16 protein-coding genes are annotated in these 18,171 nt (G+C 37.5%); 8 read left to right on the forward strand and 8 right to left on the reverse strand.

Annotated features, from left to right (window positions below; translation table 11 throughout):
• Positions 1-126: 126 nt before the first annotated feature.
• From GFU89_RS16820 to GFU89_RS16830, 3 genes are all read left to right on the forward strand, one after another.
• Positions 127-2,454 carry a hypothetical protein gene (locus GFU89_RS16820; RefSeq protein WP_318848233.1) on the forward strand — a complete coding sequence of 776 codons (2,328 nt, stop codon included), beginning with the start codon at positions 127-129 and terminating at the stop codon, positions 2,452-2,454.
• A 75-nt stretch (positions 2,455-2,529) separates the two neighbouring features.
• On the forward strand, positions 2,530-2,766 hold the full coding sequence (locus tag GFU89_RS16825; RefSeq protein WP_213278487.1) for a hypothetical protein: 237 nt from the start codon (positions 2,530-2,532) through the stop codon (positions 2,764-2,766).
• Between the two features lie 8 nt (positions 2,767-2,774).
• Positions 2,775-4,244, forward strand: coding sequence for a M20/M25/M40 family metallo-hydrolase (locus GFU89_RS16830; RefSeq protein ID WP_318848234.1), 1,470 nt, complete (start codon positions 2,775-2,777; stop codon positions 4,242-4,244).
• Positions 4,245-4,733: 489 nt separating this feature from the next.
• Here the strand turns inward: GFU89_RS16830 and ilvA are convergent, their stop codons facing one another.
• From ilvA to folP, 7 genes are all read right to left on the reverse strand, one after another.
• The gene (gene ilvA, locus GFU89_RS16835) at positions 4,734-5,996 is read right to left on the reverse strand and encodes a threonine ammonia-lyase (RefSeq protein WP_318848235.1); all 1,263 of its coding nucleotides are present in this window, start codon (positions 5,994-5,996) and stop codon (positions 4,734-4,736) included.
• Positions 5,997-6,008: 12 nt separating this feature from the next.
• The gene (gene ilvC, locus GFU89_RS16840; protein WP_318848236.1) at positions 6,009-7,055 is read right to left on the reverse strand and encodes a ketol-acid reductoisomerase; all 1,047 of its coding nucleotides are present in this window, start codon (positions 7,053-7,055) and stop codon (positions 6,009-6,011) included.
• Between the two features lie 41 nt (positions 7,056-7,096).
• The gene (locus tag GFU89_RS16845; RefSeq protein ID WP_318848237.1) at positions 7,097-7,378 is read right to left on the reverse strand and encodes a hypothetical protein; all 282 of its coding nucleotides are present in this window, start codon (positions 7,376-7,378) and stop codon (positions 7,097-7,099) included.
• A gap of 10 nt (positions 7,379-7,388) precedes the next feature.
• Positions 7,389-9,113, reverse strand: a complete 1,725-nt coding sequence (gene ilvB / locus GFU89_RS16850; RefSeq protein ID WP_318848238.1) for a biosynthetic-type acetolactate synthase large subunit — start codon at positions 9,111-9,113, stop codon at positions 7,389-7,391.
• 6 nt (positions 9,114-9,119) lie between these two features.
• On the reverse strand, positions 9,120-10,814 hold the full coding sequence (ilvD, locus tag GFU89_RS16855) for a dihydroxy-acid dehydratase (protein ID WP_318848239.1): 1,695 nt from the start codon (positions 10,812-10,814) through the stop codon (positions 9,120-9,122).
• Between the two features lie 167 nt (positions 10,815-10,981).
• Complete coding sequence (gene ilvE / locus GFU89_RS16860; RefSeq protein WP_318848240.1) at positions 10,982-11,854, reverse strand: branched-chain-amino-acid transaminase; 873 nt, start codon at positions 11,852-11,854, stop codon at positions 10,982-10,984.
• Between the two features lie 365 nt (positions 11,855-12,219).
• Positions 12,220-12,990, reverse strand: coding sequence for a dihydropteroate synthase (folP, locus tag GFU89_RS16865; RefSeq protein WP_318848318.1), 771 nt, complete (start codon positions 12,988-12,990; stop codon positions 12,220-12,222).
• Positions 12,991-13,375: 385 nt separating this feature from the next.
• On the opposite strand from folP, the gene GFU89_RS16870 reads away from it, so the two are divergent.
• From GFU89_RS16870 to GFU89_RS16890, 5 genes are all read left to right on the forward strand, one after another.
• Positions 13,376-13,942: a DUF1599 domain-containing protein gene (locus GFU89_RS16870; protein WP_318848241.1), complete on the forward strand. Its 567-nt coding sequence runs from the start codon at positions 13,376-13,378 to the stop codon at positions 13,940-13,942.
• A 1-nt stretch (position 13,943) separates the two neighbouring features.
• Entirely contained in the window at positions 13,944-15,053 is a 1,110-nt protein-coding gene (locus tag GFU89_RS16875) for a BT_3928 family protein (protein ID WP_318848242.1), read from the forward strand.
• Between the two features lie 136 nt (positions 15,054-15,189).
• Entirely contained in the window at positions 15,190-15,537 is a 348-nt protein-coding gene (locus GFU89_RS16880; protein WP_034692300.1) for a TerB family tellurite resistance protein, read from the forward strand.
• 41 nt (positions 15,538-15,578) lie between these two features.
• Positions 15,579-16,337 (forward strand): triose-phosphate isomerase, encoded by a 759-nt coding sequence (gene tpiA, locus GFU89_RS16885; RefSeq protein ID WP_318848243.1) that lies wholly within the window; start codon positions 15,579-15,581, stop codon positions 16,335-16,337.
• Positions 16,338-16,361: 24 nt separating this feature from the next.
• Positions 16,362-16,643, forward strand: coding sequence for a hypothetical protein (locus GFU89_RS16890; protein WP_318848244.1), 282 nt, complete (start codon positions 16,362-16,364; stop codon positions 16,641-16,643).
• Between the two features lie 64 nt (positions 16,644-16,707).
• On the opposite strand, the gene GFU89_RS16895 is transcribed toward GFU89_RS16890, so the two are convergent.
• Positions 16,708-17,976, reverse strand: a complete 1,269-nt coding sequence (locus tag GFU89_RS16895) for an esterase-like activity of phytase family protein (RefSeq protein WP_318848245.1) — start codon at positions 17,974-17,976, stop codon at positions 16,708-16,710.
• Between the last annotated feature and the right edge of the window lie 195 nt (positions 17,977-18,171).

Here is an 18,171-nt window from a genome sequence, read left to right on the forward strand (position 1 = left end):
TTAAAAACTTTTCCAGAACAATAAATATCATTAATTTTGACCTAGTAATTTTACATGAAAAGAGGTTTACTGTTATTATTTTTTCTGATCTGCTTTTTGGGGTATTCGCAATCAAAAATTAAGGTTGTGGATGACGCCAGTCAAAAGCCTGTTTTTAATGCAAAAGTATCGTGTGACAACACCGTCATTGGATACACGAATGAACAGGGCGTTCTGGAATTTAAAACAGGATGCAAAAACATTGATATTGACGCTGATTCTTACCAAAAAGAAACAATATCAGTTGAAAGCAGTATGGAGATTTCCCTACTCAAAAAATCATCAAAAACCACCAGTATTGAAGCTGTAGTTATTGAAGATAAAAGTGATCCCCGGGCCTTGGAAATTCTGAAAAAAGTAAATAAACTTTTTAACGAAAACTCTCCAAAAAGCTTAGGCTCCTACTCCTATAAATCCTACGAAAAAATATCCCTCGATATTGATGAAGACAGTCTTACACAGTTTAATCAGTATTTCAATGATTTAAACATTTTCAAGAAAAAAAGGGAAAAAGACTCATTAAATAATATTTCCGCAAGAAAAGTATTTTCAAAAAGTAAACTCTTTCTCTGGGAAAGGGCACAGGAGTTTTTATATTCCAAAAAATATGGCGAAAAGATCAATATCCTGGACAACAGAATTTCTGGTCTGAAGCAGCCTATCTATGAAATGATCGCGCTCCAGCAGAGTAACAGGGACATTGTTCCTGAGCAGGTGAAGCCTGAGAACAGAGGACTTTACAGGTTCTTTCTCTCGGATACCGTTACTCTTGATGGGAGAAAAAATTTTGTGATCCGTTTCCGTGAAGTCAATTACAAAAAACCGGACAGAAAACGAAAGTATAACGGTGCCATTTATGTAGATATGGAAACCTACGGAATCAAAAAGATTGAAAATTTCAGCAAAAATAAAAACGACGGAATTATTACCAGTACATGGGTATTCTACAATAACAAATGGTTCCTTGCCCATGAAAAAACCAAGCTTAAAATGGGTAAAATGGCGATGGACGACAAGGAGCATGCTGACGATAAGAAAGACAAAAAAAGCTTTGGCACCTATGCTTTCCTCACCTCAAAATATTTTGACTTTGAAGCTCCCATCGAAGAGAATCCCAAAGATTTCAAAGGCTATACTTTTTCCGTAAAAAATATTGACGGCCATTCTCTGGACCGTTACAGAACGGAACCTCTTACTGAAAGAGAACAAAATACCTATAAGACCATCGACAGTTTAGGTAAAAAATATAAAATCGACAGTAAAGCACAGATCTTATCCGGATTACTAAACGGGCAGATCAGAGTAGGTTCTGTAGATTTCGCGGTGGATGAAATTGTCAACTATAACTCTTATGAAGGCTTCAGATTAGGTTTAAAAGCCAAGCTTAATGAAAATTTCAACCCTTATTTTTCACCGGACTATTATTTTGCATACGGTGTAAAAGACAGAAGATGGAAATATGGAATGGGGCTTGATATGAAAACCTCGCTGGAAAAAAACTCAATTTTCAGATTTGAGGTGTATGATGATGTAACCGCATCTGGAGAGTTTAACCGAAAACTCTGGAACTTCAAAATGAGGACGATGAATTTCGGGAATAACCTGAATAATGATAAATACTTTCACTTCAAAGGAGCATCTTTATCGTATATGAATGACGTAACGAATGGTCTTACCCTTGCACTTGCCGTTAGAAGAAATACAGAAGAGGCAGAATTTGATTATCAGTTCAGAGACAGAGGGACTTCATACAGAAATTTCAATACACTTTTTACCTTAAAATATTCTCCGAATTCAACCAATATTATGACTCCCCAGGGAAAATCTCTGATTGACCAGAAATATCCTGAGTTGTATTTTAATTATGAGCAGAGTTACAAACTCCTGCAGGGGAACTTTAATTATTCCCGTTTTGACGCCCTTTTTGTTCATAACTTCAAGACACCGATCGGGACTACCGGTTTCAGGCTGTACGGAGGTGCTGTTTTGGGTGAAGCTCCAATCTGGAAAAACTTTACGATGAATGGGCTTGCTTCTCCGGGAAAAGATTTCAATTTTAACCTTACTTCTTACCTTGGATTTGCTACCCTGGAAGGAGGAAAATATTATAATGACAGGTTTATTGCGTATTACTTCACTCACAAGCTGCCTTGGTATTTCAAGAGTTTCGGGCACAATGTTTCCAGTTTTGATTTTGTTCTGAGAGGAACTATCGGAGATATGAAGCATCCGGAATACCATCAGTTTAAGTTCAGGAAGCTGGATCACCTGTATCAGGAAGTAGGTTTGGAATGGAACAATTTCCTTTCCAGCTATTTTAATCTGGGTCTATTCTACAGAGTGGGTTATTACGCAACTCCTCATTTCAAAGAAAACTTTGCGATTCAGTTTAAACTGAAGTTTCTCGAGTTTTAATCGTCAGAAAAAGACAAAATCTTTATTTTTGAATGTAAATTCAGAAATATTAACCGATACTATATAAAAAAGAACATGCAGAAAATCGAAATCAAAGCAGAACAGTTTTTTGAATTATTAAAATTAAAAGACACTCCAATGTGGGAAATTTTCTCACAGATGATCGATGGGAACGAAAAGGAAATTATCTTTTTAGACAATGAAGACAAGATCCTTTTTAATTATATTTTACCTTCTACAAAGGAAAAACTGGAAGAAGACAGAAAAGAATTTTCAAAACAGTTTTCAGAGAAATTAGCTGAATTTAATTAAATACTGCTATGAATAAAAATTACATTTTCTCTCTGTTGGGCCTTTTCCTGTTTACGCTGGGAAATGCTCAGAATTATAAAAAACCTTTGGTTTCTGCCATCAAAGAATCTGATCTTCGTACCAATATGTATCAGCTTGCCGCAGATCAGTTCTGGGGCCGTGAAGCAGGAACGCTGGATGAATTGAAAGTCTCCATGTGGCTTGCCGACAAAGCAAAAGAAGCTGGGATGAAACCTGCCGGAGATAACGGAACATTTTTCCAGTTTTTTGACATGTACAGACATCAGATTATCCCTCAAAGCAGTCTGAAAATTGGAGATAACAGCTTAAAACTATGGAAAGATTTTCTGGTTGCAGAGCCTGTGAATGCTTCTATAGATGCTGACATTGTGTATACAGGAAACGCCGAACCTGAAGATCTGGCAAAATTAAATATCAAAGGAAAAGTACTTGCTGTAAATGCTTCAGATAAAAATATCTCTAAGGATATGACCCTTTTTGTAAGAAGATATCCAGGATTTGTAAGGAATAAATATTACAATAAAGCTTCTGAATTGGGAGCGAAAGCCATTATCTTCATTACCGATGATACTTCTGAACAAAGCTGGGTAGAAGTACTCCCTCAAATGACTAGAGGAAGCTACGGCGTAGAAGGATTAAGAGAGAAAATCACCAATAACATTCCTGTTTTATGGATCAAAAGGGAAAATGCAGGCTGGGTAAAAAACAATCCTAAAGCTTCTCTGAACCTGATCACTGAAACTTACAAATATCCATCAGTGAATATCATCGGAAAAATAGAAGGTACTGATCCTGTTCTTAAAAACGAATATGTTTTATTAAGCGGGCACCAGGATCATGACGGAATCCGACATCCTGTAAAGAATGATACCATCTACAATGGTGCTGATGATAATGCAAGTACCTGTGTGGCAATGCTGGCAATGGCAAGAGCTTACAAAAAGCAGCCTGGAAAAAGAAGTATCCTGTTTGTTTTCCATGGGGCTGAAGAAAGAGGATTGCTGGGTTCAAGATGGCATGCAGCTCATCCTGTTGTTCCTAAAGAGAAAATTATTGCCGTACTTAATGGTGATATGATTGGAAGAAATGACAATAACGAGGCTGCTTTATTGGGAGGAAATGCTCCGCACAAAAATTCTGAAGAGCTTGTAAAAATGGCTGAAGAGGCCAATAATGAGAGTACGAAATTCAAATATCTGAAAGATTGGGATTCTCCGAGCCATGCTGAATACTTCTATTTCAGAAGCGATCATCTTCCTTATGCTAAAATCGGTATTCCTTCTATATTCTTCACGAGTGTACTGCATGATCAGTACCATACTCCACAGGATGAATCTGAAAACATCAACTACAAAAAGTTGTATAAAATGACGGAATGGATGTATAGAACATCCTGGAAAGTTGCTAATGAAGCAGAACGTCCAAAAGTAATTTCTAATTTTTCGTTAGAAAGATAAAATAAAAAGCTTCACAGATTGTGAAGCTTTTTTCATCATTGTGTTTTTAGAATCTGTTTGAAAACGAAATAATTATTGAATATAATTTGGAACCATTAAGAAAAATTTAGGTTATAAGGAAAGTTAAGATTCAAATGAATTTGAATGAAGTGTTCTGCTTATTAAATATCTGAAGATATTTTCTTCATTATTCTTAAAAACTTAATCAGTAATGGTTTAAAATAATTTTTAATTAATGATACTTCTTTTGTCTTGAAACAAAAGAACCAAAAATTCAAGACTTAGAAACTTCCGCTAAAAATGAAACCTGTTCTCTAAAAACCTCTAAACTCGTGCGGTAGCAATATATGTTTAGAATCATATTGTGTCCCGCACTCAGACAGTAGAGTTTTTTTAACGTTCACAGAATTCATTTTCTTGACGCTGCAGTTTCTTATGTCATTCATATGGTCGTTAAAAGAAAAATTTCTGTTTTAATAAATTTTCTTTTTAAATAAGTAAATTCATCAGTGATGGATCATTATTCAGGTAGTTGACAAAAAAATCATATTGTTTCATCTTATCGATCAAAGGGGTGAAATCTTTGTTTTGTTTTAAAGCTATTCCTACCACCGCAATTCCTTTTTCTTTTGAATTTTTCTGGGTGTATTCAAAATAGGTAATGTCATCATCAGGTCCTAACACATCCATTACAAAAGTTTTCAATGCTCCGGGGCGCTGTGGAAATCTCACCAAAAAGTAATGTTTCAATCCTGCATACAGTAATGCTTTCTCTTTGATTTCTTCCATACGGGTAATGTCATTATTACTTCCGCTGATGATACAGACTACATTTTTACCCTGTATTTCTTCCCTGTATTTTTCCAAGGCAGCCACAGAAAGTGCTCCCGCAGGTTCTACCACAATAGCATCTTTATTATATAATGACAATATGGTTTCGCATACGAGTCCTTCATCTACCATAACCATATCATAGAGAATATCTTTGCAACGTTCAAAAGTGAGATCTCCTACCTTCTGCACAGCAGCTCCATCTACAAACCTGCTTATCTTTTCAAGAAGAACAGGTTTTCCATTTTCCAGCGCTTTTTTCATGCTTGCTGCCGCTGAAGGTTCTACCCCAATAATTTTTGTCTGTGGTGACAGATGTTGAAATACGGAACAAATTCCTGCTGCTAATCCACCGCCACCTATCGGGACAAAAAGATAGTCAACAATACCTTCTGACTGTTCAAGAATCTCGAGTGCCGTTGTGGCCTGCCCTTCAATAATGGCAGGATCATCAAAAGGATGAATAAATGCACTGTTATTGTCTTTACAAAACCTCATCGCAGCATCTTTGGCAGCATCAAATGTATCTCCGTACAAAATGACGTCTATGTATTCTCCTCCGAACATTTTTACCTGTTCAAGCTTTTGTCCGGGTGTTGGTAAAGGCATAAAAATAGTCCCTTTCACTTTCATTGCATGACACGCAAACGCCACTCCCTGCGCATGGTTTCCGGCACTGGCACACACCACTCCTTTTGAAAGTTCTTCCTGTGACATCGTTGCCATCTTATTGTATGCTCCTCTGATTTTATAGGATCTTACCCTTTGAAGGTCTTCTCTTTTAAAACTAATATTCGCCTCATAAATAGCTGACAGATTATTATTGACAGCTAAAGGTGTTTTTACCACTACATCTTTTAATCGTTCCTCCGCTTTATAGACATTCTCTAAAACGGAGGAACTTATTCCCTCTTTCATCATCTGTAATAAGTATTAATTGTTTTCGGGTCTCAGACTTCGTACGGTCTTGCCTGCTTTCCACATTTCACTTTCTCTTAATTCGGTAAGCTCAACTTCCAGTTTTTCACGATAATCCGGCTTGCTGTTACTATCTATTGAACGCTGTGCTTCATTTCCTTTAGCTACGTTATCATACAACTCTTCAAATAAAGGTGAAGTGGCATCTCTGAAACGCTTCCACCAATCCAAAGCTCCTCTCTGGGCTGTGGTACTGCAGTTGGCATACATCCAGTCCATCCCGTTTTCTGCTACCAATGGCATTAATGACTGGGTCAGTTCTTCTACCGTTTCATTAAAGGCTTCGGAAGGGCTGTGTCCGTTTTTTCTCAATACATCATACTGAGCGGCAAATATTCCCTGTACAGCTCCCATCAATGTTCCTCGTTCTCCGGCAAGGTCGCTGTATACTTCTTTTTTAAAGTCGGTTTCAAAAAGATATCCGCTTCCTATGGCAATCCCCAATGCCGTTACTCTTTCTCTTGCTTTTCCTGTTGCATCCTGATAAACGGCAAAACTGCTGTTCAAACCTCTGTCCTGCAGAAACATTCTTCTCAATGAGGTTCCTGAACCTTTTGGTGCTACCAGAAATACATCTACATCAGCTGGAGGAACGATTCCTGTACGTTCGCTGAAGGTGATTCCGAAACCATGAGAGAAATACAACGCTTTTCCTGGGGTAAGATGTTGCTTTACTTTTGGCCAGTATTCAATCTGTGCGGCATCGCTCAGAAGGTAGCAGATAATGGTTCCTTTTTCTAAAGCTTCTTCGATTTCAAATAAAGTTTCTCCCGGTACAAATCCGTCTGCTACTGCTTTATCCCATGATTTTGAGTTTTTTCTCTGTCCTACAATGACATTCACTCCGTTATCTTTCTGATTCAAAGCCTGTCCCGGTCCCTGTACTCCGTATCCAATTACTGCTACGACTTCATTTTTTAATACTTCCTGAGCTTTTTCCAACGGAAATTCATTTCTCGTTACTACGTTCTCTTCTACTCCTCCAAAATTCAATTTTGCCATTTTTTTTGATTTTATTTGTTATTGATTATGATGTTTATTTTTTAGCTAGCGTGTTCTATTGCTGTCAGATAAGGGGTTCTGTGATAATGTACTTCCAGAACGTCTATCTGCTTTTCCATTTGTCTGCTGATTTTCTGAACAGAATCTTCCGTTTCTCTGATCACAATGACAAACTTTTTAACTTTTTCTATTTCTGAAGGACCAACATTGAAGGTCACCATAGAAATTCTTCTTCTTGAAAAAATAGCATTGATACGGCCGATCAATCCTAAATAATCTTCTGTATACGCTGTAATGGTATATTCTTTATGATCTGTTTTCATCTTTTTATTTTTAAAATTTATTATTCAGTACAATTTCCGAAACACTTTTCCCCTGAGGAATCATCGGAAATACATTGTGTTCTTTTCCGGTCATCACCTCAAGAAGGAAAGATCCTTGGTGATCCAGCATTTCCCGAATGGCCCATTTCAAATCTTCTCTCTCAGAGACTCTATTTCCGGAAATATTATATCCTTTTGCCACCTGAACAAAATCTGGACTCTGAATATCTACTGAGGAATATCTTTCTTGGTGAAATAATTCCTGCCATTGCCTTACCATTCCCAGATAACAGTTATTAAGGATTAAAATTTTGACCTCCGGATGATACTGCATAATGGTTCCCAATTCCTGAATATTCATTTGAGCACCTCCATCTCCCATGACAGCAATTACAGGACGGCCAATCTCTGCATAGGACGCTCCTATTGCGGCAGGAAGACAGAATCCCATGGTTCCCAACCCGCCGCTTGTAACATTGGTACGGGAATTTTTAAATTGAGAATAACGGCATGTGGCCATCTGATGCTGTCCCACATCGGTTACAATTACCGCCTCTCCTTCTGTCATCTCATTCAGATATCGGATCACTTCTCCCATTGTAATTTCTCCTTCTTCAGGATAAAGCTCTGTATTGATGAGGTTGATACTTTCAATTTCATGACAGTTTTTAAATCTTTCATGCCATTCCGGATGTTCTCTTTTTGTAATCCATTTTGTAAGAAACGGAAGGGTATGTTTACAGTTTCCAAGAACCGGAACATCCACTTTTACATTTTTATTGATCTCAGCCTTATCGATATCCAGATGAATGATTTTCGCCTGTTTCGCATATTGGTCCAACCTTCCTGTCACACGGTCATCGAAGCGCATCCCGACAGCAATCAAAACATCACATTCGTTGGTCAATATATTCGGTCCATAGTTTCCGTGCATTCCTACCATCCCAACAGCTTGTGGATGATCGGTAGGAATGGCACTCATTCCCAAAACCGTCCATGCCACCGGAATTCCTGATTTTTCAGCAAATTCTAAAAACTCTTTTTCAGCTTTCCCCAGCATAATCCCCTGTCCGGCGATAATAAATGGTTTTTCAGCTTCATTGATCAACTGTGCCGCTTTTTCAATACTTTCAAAACAAGGATCAGGATTCGGTTTATAACTTCTCAACGAATGGCATGAAGAATATCCTTTATAATCAACAGATTGCAGCTGGGCATTTTTAGTAACATCAATCAGTACAGGACCTGGGCGGCCTGATTTTGCAATGTAAAATGCTTTTGCCAGTACTTCAGGAAGCTCATTGGCATCGGTGACCTGGTAATTCCATTTGGTAACCGGGCTTGTAACGTTCATTACATCTATTTCCTGAAAGGCATCGGTTCCCAGAAGATGTTCAAAAACCTGTCCTGTAATGCAAACTAAAGGCGTATTGTCTAATAGTGCATCTGCTAATCCTGTAACAAGATTGGTCGCTCCGGGCCCGCTGGTTGCTAAAACGACTCCTACTTCTCCTGATACTCTTGCTAAGCCTTGTGCGGCATGTACTGCTGCCTGCTCATGACGTACCAGAATATGTTTCAGCGTTTCCCGATAATCATAAAGAGCATCATAGATAGGAATAATAGCCCCTCCAGGGTATCCGAAAACTGTTTTTACGCCTTCGTTAAGAAATGCTTCCAGGATGATCCGGCTTCCAGTAAGTTGTATTTCTGTTGATAAATTCAGGTTTTCCATATACTTTTATTGAGTGATTTCGTCTGTTACACAACCTTCAGCAGCTGATGATACCGTTAATGCGTATTTATAAAGCAGTCCTTTCTTTACTTTAAGAGGTGGCTTTTGCCAACCTTTTTTTCTTCTTTCAATTTCTTCATCTGAAACTTTGAGCTGTATGGTATTGCTTACGGCATCAATTTCAATCATGTCATTATCGTTTACAAAGGCTATCAAACCACCTTCGTGGGCTTCCGGAGTGATGTGTCCCACTACAAAACCATGGGTTCCTCCGCTAAATCTTCCATCTGTAATCAAAGCGACACTGCTTCCAAGACCTGCTCCAATCAGCGCACTTGTGGGTTTCAGCATTTCGGGCATTCCGGGAGCGCCTTTCGGACCTTCATTTCGGATGACAATGACATCACCATGCTGTACGGTTCCATCCTGAATTCCTCTGATCAGATTTTTTTCACCATCAAATACACGGGCTTTCCCTACGAAACGTTCGCCTTCCTTTCCTGTTATTTTCGCCACACTTCCTTTTTCAGCAAGGTTTCCATATAATATTCTCAGATGTCCGGTAGCTTTTACAGGTTCTGAAAGAGGTTTTATGATTTTCTGTGTATTAAAATCCAGATCAGGAACATTTTCTAAATTCTCGGCTAAAGTCTTTCCGGTTACCGTCAGGCAATCCCCGTGTAATAGTCCATGTTTTAAAAGGTATTTCATTACCGAAGGTATTCCTCCGTGCTCATACAAGTCCTGCATCAGGTATTTTCCGCTTGGTTTCAGGTCTGCCAGTACAGGAGTTTTATCACTCATCTTCTGGAAGTCATCCTGAGTAATGGACACCCCGACACTTTTTGCCATGGCTATAAAATGTAATACCGCATTGGTACTTCCTCCCAAAATAACAATCATGCGCAGTGCATTTTCAAAAGCTTTGCGGGTCATGATATCGGAAGGTTTGATATCTTTTTCCAGCAACACTTTCAAATATTTACCTGCTTCATGACATTCTTCCTGTTTTTCTTTGCTTAAAGCGGGATTGGAAGAGGAATACGGAAGACTCATCCCTAGTGCTTCAATCGCAGAAGCCATGGTATTGGCAGTGTACATTCCTCCGCATGCTCCAGCTCCGGGACAGGAATTTTTCACAACACCATCAAAATCTTCTTCTGTGATTTCTCCTGCAATTTTTTTCCCTAAGGCTTCGAAAGCTGAAACGATATTGAGCTGTTCTCCTTTGTAACAACCGGGAGCAATGGTACCTCCATACACCATGATAGATGGTCTGTCTAGTCTTCCCATTGCGATAATAGTTCCCGGCATATTTTTGTCGCAGCCCGGCAATGCGATCAAGCCGTCATAGTATTGGGCTCCACAAATTGCTTCAATACTGTCAGCAATTACATCACGGCTCACCAGTGAATAACGCATTCCGTCCGTTCCGTTGCTCATTCCGTCGCTTACGCCAATGGTATTAAATATTAGTCCAGCCAATCCATGTTCCCATGTTCCTTCTTTTACCATTTTAGCGAGATCGTTGAGGTGCATATTGCATGTATTTCCATCGTATCCCATACTGGCAATTCCTACCTGAGCCTTGTGCATATCTTCTTCTGTAAAACCTATCCCGTACAACATTGCTTTTGCTGCAGGCTGTTCACTGTTTTGTGTGAATGTTTTTGAATATTTATTTAACATATTATTCTTCATTTTCTTTTCTTCTCATCTGCTTAAAGCGATTTTTTTTATTTAATTTTCAGCCAAAACTACAGCTTGTAATATTTCTTTCATTTCTAAATTTCCTAAAAACTACAATATCCAATCATTTAAAAAACAGATGTATTTATTTGGTAATTAGATATTTAAATTCTAAAAATTTACAATGACAGAACTCTTACCCTTTTCAAATAAGCCTGTTGTACCTTCTCACTTACTGTATTTTCCCAGTTCTTTGTAAAAGGGACATCATCCAGGGAATCCAGTGCCACAATTTCGGCTGCTGTACCACAGAAAAACCCTGCATCTGCACCTCGCATTTCTTCAGGTTTAAAAAAGGATTCTTTAACTGGAATATCAAGTTCGTCACAGATTTCAAAAACCGTTTGTCTAGTAATTCCCGGAAGGATACTTCCTTTACCCGGAGTAAATAAGGTACCGTCTTTTTCGTAGAAGACATTGGCTCCTGAACTTTCTGCAACGTTTCCATTTTCATCCAAAACCAATGCTTCATCATAGCCTTTGTCTTTGGCATCCTGACAGGCCAATATTGAGTTTACATAATGACCTCCTACTTTTGCTTCCACTTTAAATGCTTTAGGATTTGGACGTTGAAAGGGTGAAGTCATGATTTTCATTTTATCTGCCAGATAGCCTTTGCTCCATTCCCAGGCCAGAAGAGACAGGTAAGATTTTTGTCCTTTTGAAAGTGACATATTGGGTGAACATGTGACCAACGGACGAATATAAGCATCTGTGAAACCGTTACGCTCCAGAAGTTCGTAGGTAAGCTCTGTAAGCTCTTCTGCGGAATAATCGAAGGGAATATGCATCAATTCTGCTGATCTTCTCAGTCTTTCATAATGTTCTTTTGCTTTGAAAATCTGGGTTCCATGATCTGTGCTGTAAGATTTAATTCCTTCAAAAACAGAGTAACCATAGTGAAGGGACTGCCCGTACAGATCCATTCCGGCATCTTTGGCTTTCATAAATTGTCCATCGAAATAGATGATCGTGTCGTTGTTATAATACATGTTATAGAGGTTTAAAAATTAACAAAAGGGAATAAAAAAAGCCCTCTCACGCTGTGAGAGGGCTCAATATATGTACAGTCATACATCTTCCATCTCACAGACGCAAGGGAATAATAATGACGATAATAATTACTGATACTAACTGATACATATTTTTACTATAAAAATTAAAACAAAAAAAACCGCTTCATAATTGAAACGGTTCTATATATAATTTAAATTAAAATCTATCTAAAATGCCGTTTCCTTCCTGCTGTTAATGACAGCAGCAATAATAGAAATGACAATAATATTTTTCTGATTCGTAAAATTCATACTGCAAATGTATAAACTTTTTAATTACTCACAAGTTTTTTTCGCACTTTTTATTTTTTTCGTAAAAAATGAGTAAGAGTTTCCTTTGCTTCAGCGACTTCATGAACCCTTAAAATTTTCGCACCCTGCTCCAAAACTTTCATATGAAGTTTTTGGGTTTCTTCATTGATATCCAAAGGCGATTTTCCCAGTGGTTTGTAAATAAATGACTTTCTGGAAATCCCTATCAGTAAAGGAAATCTTCCGAATCCCAGATATTCAACTTCGTGAATCATTTTCATCTGATCTTCTACGGTTTTTCCGAAGCCAAAACCGGGATCAAGAATGATATCATTCACTCCTTTTTCTAAAAGTTCTTTTGTTTTTTGGGAGAAATATCTGTTAACTTCCAATGTTATATCTTCAAATCTTATCTTATCATGCATGGTTTCATAAGAAGGATTTACGTGCATCAAAATGTAAGGAAGTTTTGTCTGGGCCGCTGTATCAAAAATTTCCGTATCATATTGACCGCCAGAAATATCATTAATCATATCAATTCCTTCATTAAAGCCAAATCTCACTGTTTTTGCATAAAAAGTATCAAGGGAAATCAGAGCTTCCGGAAATTCTTTTTTAATCAGAGAAATAATATTCCCAATCCTGTTTATTTCTTCTTCAGCAGTCAAAAACTCAGCGTTTGGGCGTGTAGACTGAGGTCCGATATCCAATATTTCTGCACCTTCTTTCAACAATTTTTCGGCATGCTCCAAAGCAGCTTTTTCGGTATTGAATTTTCCGCCATCAGAGAAAGAATCCGGGGTAAGATTGAGGATTCCCATGATTTTTGGGGTAGCAAGTTGTACTAATCTACCGTTACAGTTGATTGAGTAAGTTGCTGCGTTGGAAGGTTGGAGGGTTTGAGAGTTAGAGAGCATGGAGTTTATAATTGATGAATGATAATTGATAAATGATTTTGTATCCTGCAAAATTAGTGATTTGTGAGTGTTTAATGAGATGTTAGAAGCTGGAAATTAGAAATAATAGACAGGAAGCCAGAAGCTGAAGGTTAGAAGTTAGCGCACACCCACTAAACCCCGAAATCTAACCCCCTTACTCTTCAACCCTCAAACGTTCTTACTCTCAAACCCTCTCACTCACAAACTCATCTCCTCAAATTGAAAAATCTAAAACCGAATTCGTATATTTGGAAGATTAAGAAAATTTATGCTAAAAACATCAGTACAGTTCGAGAAAGTTATCAGTCAGTGTCGTGATCTTTTCGGTAAAAAATTACAGGATTACGGAGCTGCATGGAGGGTGCTAAGACCGAGTTCCATTACAGACCAGATTTACATCAAAGTCAACAGGATCCGCACACTTCAGATGACTGATAAAAAAATGGTAGATGAGAGTGAGGAAGATGAATTTATTGCCATTGTGAACTATTCTATCATTGGACTTATTCAGCTTGAGAAAGGGCTTTCCAATGATTTCAATGAAAATAAAGAAGAAATTTTAGGTCTGTATGACAAATATTCTAACGAAGCCCAGGCTTTAATGGAAAGAAAAAATCATGATTATGGTGAAGCATGGAGAGATATGAGAATCTCATCCATTACGGATCTTATTTATCAGAAAGTATTAAGAACTAAACAGATTGAGGACAACCAGGGAAAAACAATCGTCTCTGAAGGGCTTGATGCCAACTATTTCGATATGCTGAACTATGCTGTCTTCTGCCTGATTAAGTTCTCGGAAAAAGAAAATCAATTCGAACCCAAAAATATTTAATATGCTTAAAGGTTTATTACGCTTTGTTATTGCTGTTATTTTTATCCTTTCAGGCTTTGTGAAAGCCGTGGATCTGGTAGGTTTTTCTTTCAAAATGGAAGAATATTTTGCCCCTCCAGTTTTCAATATGCCTTTTTTAGAAAAGTTTGCCCTGCTATTTTCCATTATAGTGGTGGTACTGGAGCTTTTCCTCGGATTTATGCTGCTGCTTAAATTAAAGCTAAAATTTACCTTATCCATATTAATTGCCCTTTGTATTTTCTTTGGATTCCTTACTTTTTATTCGGCATATTTCAATGTCGTAACAGATTGTGGATGTTTTGGTGATGCCATCAAATTTACGCCTTGGCAGAGTTTCCTGAAAGATGTTGTACTTCTTGTAGGATTGATTATCCTTTTCATTCTGTACAGAAAAGAATTCCGTAAAAAAGATGAGTATGGAGTGACCGAGAAAGAACCTTCCAATACATTTAAATATATTCTTTTAACCGTTTTTTCTCTAGGCATGGTTTACATTATGGCACAGGGAATTATGCATGAACCAATCATTGATTTCCGTGATTACAAAATTGGGACAGACATAAAAGGTGAAAAAGGAAAAATTGATAAAAACCCTTCCGAATACAAGACTTTTTATTCTCTGAAAAATCAGAAAACAGGAGCTGTTGTAAAGGTAAATCAGGATGATTATATCAAAAAAACAGAATACTGGGCAGAAGGTTCTCCATGGAAAATTGAGGAAGGCAAAAATGAATCTGTATTGATTAAAGAAGGGTACAAATCTGAGATTGTGAAATTCAAGATTGAAGATCCTACAGGAATGGAAGTTACGAACGAAATCATCAACGCTCCCAAAGCAGTTTTGGTGTTCTCATATCATCCAAAAGATGTTCCTGCTGATCTGCTTCAGAAGGTGGAAGCTAAAGTAAATACGCAGAAAGGAGCCCTTATCTATGGGATTTCTACGTATCCGAATACTTTTAAAACCATTAAAAATGCAATGATGGACGGAACTGCCATCAAAACCATAGCAAGAAGCAACCCGTTTGTACTGATTCTTGAGAATGGAAAAATCATAGATAAACAACCCGCAAAAGATTATATTAATTAATTATAAATGATGAATGATAAATTATAAATGATAGGTCGTTACGAGAAAGAGTTGTCTTCAATTATCAATTATCAATTATCAATTATCAATTATCAATTATCAAATTTAAACACTAAACTTAAACATACCACAACGCATGCAAAAATCAAATAAATCAATCGCCGGATATCACTTATTAATGATCCTTTCTTCTGTAGACGGAGAGTTTGCTCCTGAGGAAGGAATGCTGGTGCAGCAATATATGGCGGATGAATTTCCGTTCAGAATGAATCTTGACAATGAATTGGAAACCCTGGCTCTTTTACAGCCTGAAGAGTGGAAAGATCATTTTGAATTCCATGCAAGATGCTTCCATGAAGATTCTACTGAAGACGAGCGTGTAAAGTTTGTTCAGTTTGCAAAGTCATTGATCAAAGCTGACAATAAAGTAACTGAAGAGGAACATACATTCTATGTTCTGCTGAAAAATTTATGGGGATTATAGCATAAACACGAAAAAAGTAAATAAATCTATATTTAAATCTTATGAGAAGAAAAATAGTTGCAGGCAACTGGAAAATGAACAAAAATGTAATTGATGCACAACAATTGATGATTCAGTTACTAAGCTATAAAAACAACAATGCTACCAACTGTGAGGTTTGGATCGCTCCACCATCTTTGTATCTAATGATGGCAAAAGACATCTTTGAAAAGGACGAGATTGGTGTATTTTCTCAGGATATGAGCGAGCATGAAAGTGGCGCTTATACAGGAGAAATTTCTGTGGATATGCTAGAATCTATCGATGTAACCGGTTCACTGATCGGTCACTCTGAGAGAAGACAATATCACGGAGAAACAGATTCTCACTGTAACAGAAAGATCAAATTAGCTCTTGACAAAGGTCTAATTCCTGTATATTGCAACGGGGAAACTCTTGAGCAAAGAAAAGCAGGACAGCACTTCGAGGTTGTGAAAAACCAGACTGAAGTCGCTCTTTTCACACTTTCTGCTGAAGAAATCAAGAAGGTTGTGATTGCTTACGAACCTGTTTGGGCAATCGGAACAGGAGAAACAGCAACCCCTGAGCAGGCTCAGGAAATCCATGCACACATCAGAAGTATCATCGCTGCAAAATACGGACAGGAAGTTGCTGATGAAATTTCAATCCTTTATGGAGGTTCTGTAAAGCCGGATAATGCAAAAGAAATCTTCTCTCAGCCGGATATCGACGGAGGTCTGATTGGAGGAGCTGCTTTGAAATTAGAGGATTTCTCTAAGATTATTGAAGGTTTTAACTAAAATAAAGGAACTTTTAGAACAGACATGAAAAACTTCATTTTAATATTCTTCGGACTTCTTTTATTTGATCTTATTTATGTCTTTGTTTATGATCAGTTTTTAATTGGCATAAGACCTGACTTTTTGAGTTATCCATTGGCACTGATTAAGGCTCTGGTAAATTCTCCAGCCGTTTTATTTAATAAATTATTGCCTTTTTATGCTGATATTCCAACTTATCAGGCAGTACTTCTATTTATAGGAAATGTTCTGATACAAACATTTTTAGTTTACAGAGTTTTCTTTAAAAGGAGAAGAATCAACTAAGAAATACCATACAATAAAAACGGCGGCATCTTCGATGCCGCCGTTTTCCGTTAAAAAAATCTAATTATTGAATATCGACTACATACATAGTTCCTTTGTCTACCTTCCCTGTTTTAGGAAGAATTTTAGCCTTAGGGTTTCCGTTTCCATCATCCACTACTCCAAAGTCATCATCATTGAAAACAGCCAGTTTATTATTTCCTAAATAAACAATTCCCTCAAACTTATCATGTTCGTAGCCCAGCTTTGCAACCAGATCTACGGCCAATGTTTTTGAAACAGCCTTTATCCCGGCATTGGTAATTTCGTCCCATGAACACTGTTCTAAGGCCTTACCATTAATTTTCATTCCGTCAACCGCATTAATATCAGTTCCATTCACATCCGAAGCATTGCTCAGGTTGATTCTGTATACTTTTTTAATTCCTCCCTGAGATCCGAAATTTCCATCTCTTTCAATCACCAGGAATTCATTATTACTTAAGGCTGTAATATCACAAACTGAATCGGAAGCTCCTCCATCCTGCTTGTATAAAAACTGTTTGGTCTGCCCTGTAACAGTATCAAATGTTACAATTCTCGTCAAAGTAGTATTGGTAGCCAATGCTTTGCTGGGTACATACATCATTGACTGTATGGTTCCTACCAATGTTCTTCCATCGGGTGTAATAGCAAGTCCTTCCATCCCTCTGTTCGCTCTTCTTTTGGCTAAAACAGCAGGTAATTTTCTTGGTCCTGTATTTACGCCAATCGGGCTTATTCTTTCCATCTCCATTCCGTCTGCACTATAATGCACGATGTGTGGCCCGTATTCATCAGAAACCCAGAATGTACCGTCTGCCGCTGCTACAATACTTTCACTGTCTAATCCGTATTTATCCGTCCCTAAAACATTTCCGGAAGCATCATAGGCTATTTCTCCGGTACTTCCCATTCCTGCAGGGTTTGGTAATCCTGTAATAGGCTGTCCTGATGGGTTTTTAAGCTTAATATATTTGATCACTTCTATATTTCCATCAGCATTGATTTTAAAGTGCATAATGGTTGGCGTAAAGTTAGGGGTAAGAAATTTTTTCCCATTCTGGAAGTCAGTATTAGGTCCTCTATCTGTAATGACATAGAATTCACCTTTTCTTGTAGGGTGAGCGGCTGCTCCAGAACCAAATCCACCATTGATAACATCTACTCCGTTTATCGTAGCCAGTTTTGTAAATGGAAATTCCTGAGGCAGTTTGGAATAATTAATATCCTGATTAATTATTGTAGAATCAGCCTCACTGTTGCATGAAGCTAATACTGCCAGCACTGCAACAGACAATAGTAATTTTTTCATATTCACTTTTATGGCTGCGAAAATAGAGATTGATTATAAACTGATCTTGAATATAATGATAATTCTATTTTAACAATAGAATTGCAAAATGAATTGAATATAAACAGAAAAACAGAAGATTTTAAAATAGAAATCCAGCAATCTAACTCAATTATTAATTAATATGAAAATCAACTTTTTAAGCATCTCAGAAAA

Origin of the sequence: Chryseobacterium sp. JV558 (genome assembly GCF_033712365.1) — a bacterium.
In the GTDB taxonomy this organism is placed as follows: Bacteria; Bacteroidota; Bacteroidia; order Flavobacteriales; family Weeksellaceae; genus Chryseobacterium.

Coding starts and splice junctions, on each gene's coding strand:
- GFU89_RS16825 (WP_213278487.1), top strand. CDS start 2,530: ATGCAGAAAATCGAAATCAAAGCAGAACAGTTTTTTGAATTATTAAAA.
- GFU89_RS16830 (WP_318848234.1), top strand. CDS start 2,775: ATGAATAAAAATTACATTTTCTCTCTGTTGGGCCTTTTCCTGTTTACG.
- ilvA (WP_318848235.1), bottom strand. CDS start 5,996: ATGATGAAAGAGGGAATAAGTTCCTCCGTTTTAGAGAATGTCTATAAA.
- ilvC (WP_318848236.1), bottom strand. CDS start 7,055: ATGGCAAAATTGAATTTTGGAGGAGTAGAAGAGAACGTAGTAACGAGA.
- GFU89_RS16845 (WP_318848237.1), bottom strand. CDS start 7,378: ATGAAAACAGATCATAAAGAATATACCATTACAGCGTATACAGAAGAT.
- ilvB (WP_318848238.1), bottom strand. CDS start 9,113: ATGGAAAACCTGAATTTATCAACAGAAATACAACTTACTGGAAGCCGG.
- ilvD (WP_318848239.1), bottom strand. CDS start 10,814: ATGAAGAATAATATGTTAAATAAATATTCAAAAACATTCACACAAAAC.
- ilvE (WP_318848240.1), bottom strand. CDS start 11,854: ATGTATTATAACAACGACACGATCATCTATTTCGATGGACAATTTATG.
- folP (WP_318848318.1), bottom strand. CDS start 12,990: ATGGGAATCCTCAATCTTACCCCGGATTCTTTCTCTGATGGCGGAAAA.
- GFU89_RS16870 (WP_318848241.1), top strand. CDS start 13,376: ATGCTAAAAACATCAGTACAGTTCGAGAAAGTTATCAGTCAGTGTCGT.
- GFU89_RS16875 (WP_318848242.1), top strand. CDS start 13,944: ATGCTTAAAGGTTTATTACGCTTTGTTATTGCTGTTATTTTTATCCTT.
- GFU89_RS16880 (WP_034692300.1), top strand. CDS start 15,190: ATGCAAAAATCAAATAAATCAATCGCCGGATATCACTTATTAATGATC.
- tpiA (WP_318848243.1), top strand. CDS start 15,579: ATGAGAAGAAAAATAGTTGCAGGCAACTGGAAAATGAACAAAAATGTA.
- GFU89_RS16890 (WP_318848244.1), top strand. CDS start 16,362: ATGAAAAACTTCATTTTAATATTCTTCGGACTTCTTTTATTTGATCTT.
- GFU89_RS16895 (WP_318848245.1), bottom strand. CDS start 17,976: ATGAAAAAATTACTATTGTCTGTTGCAGTGCTGGCAGTATTAGCTTCA.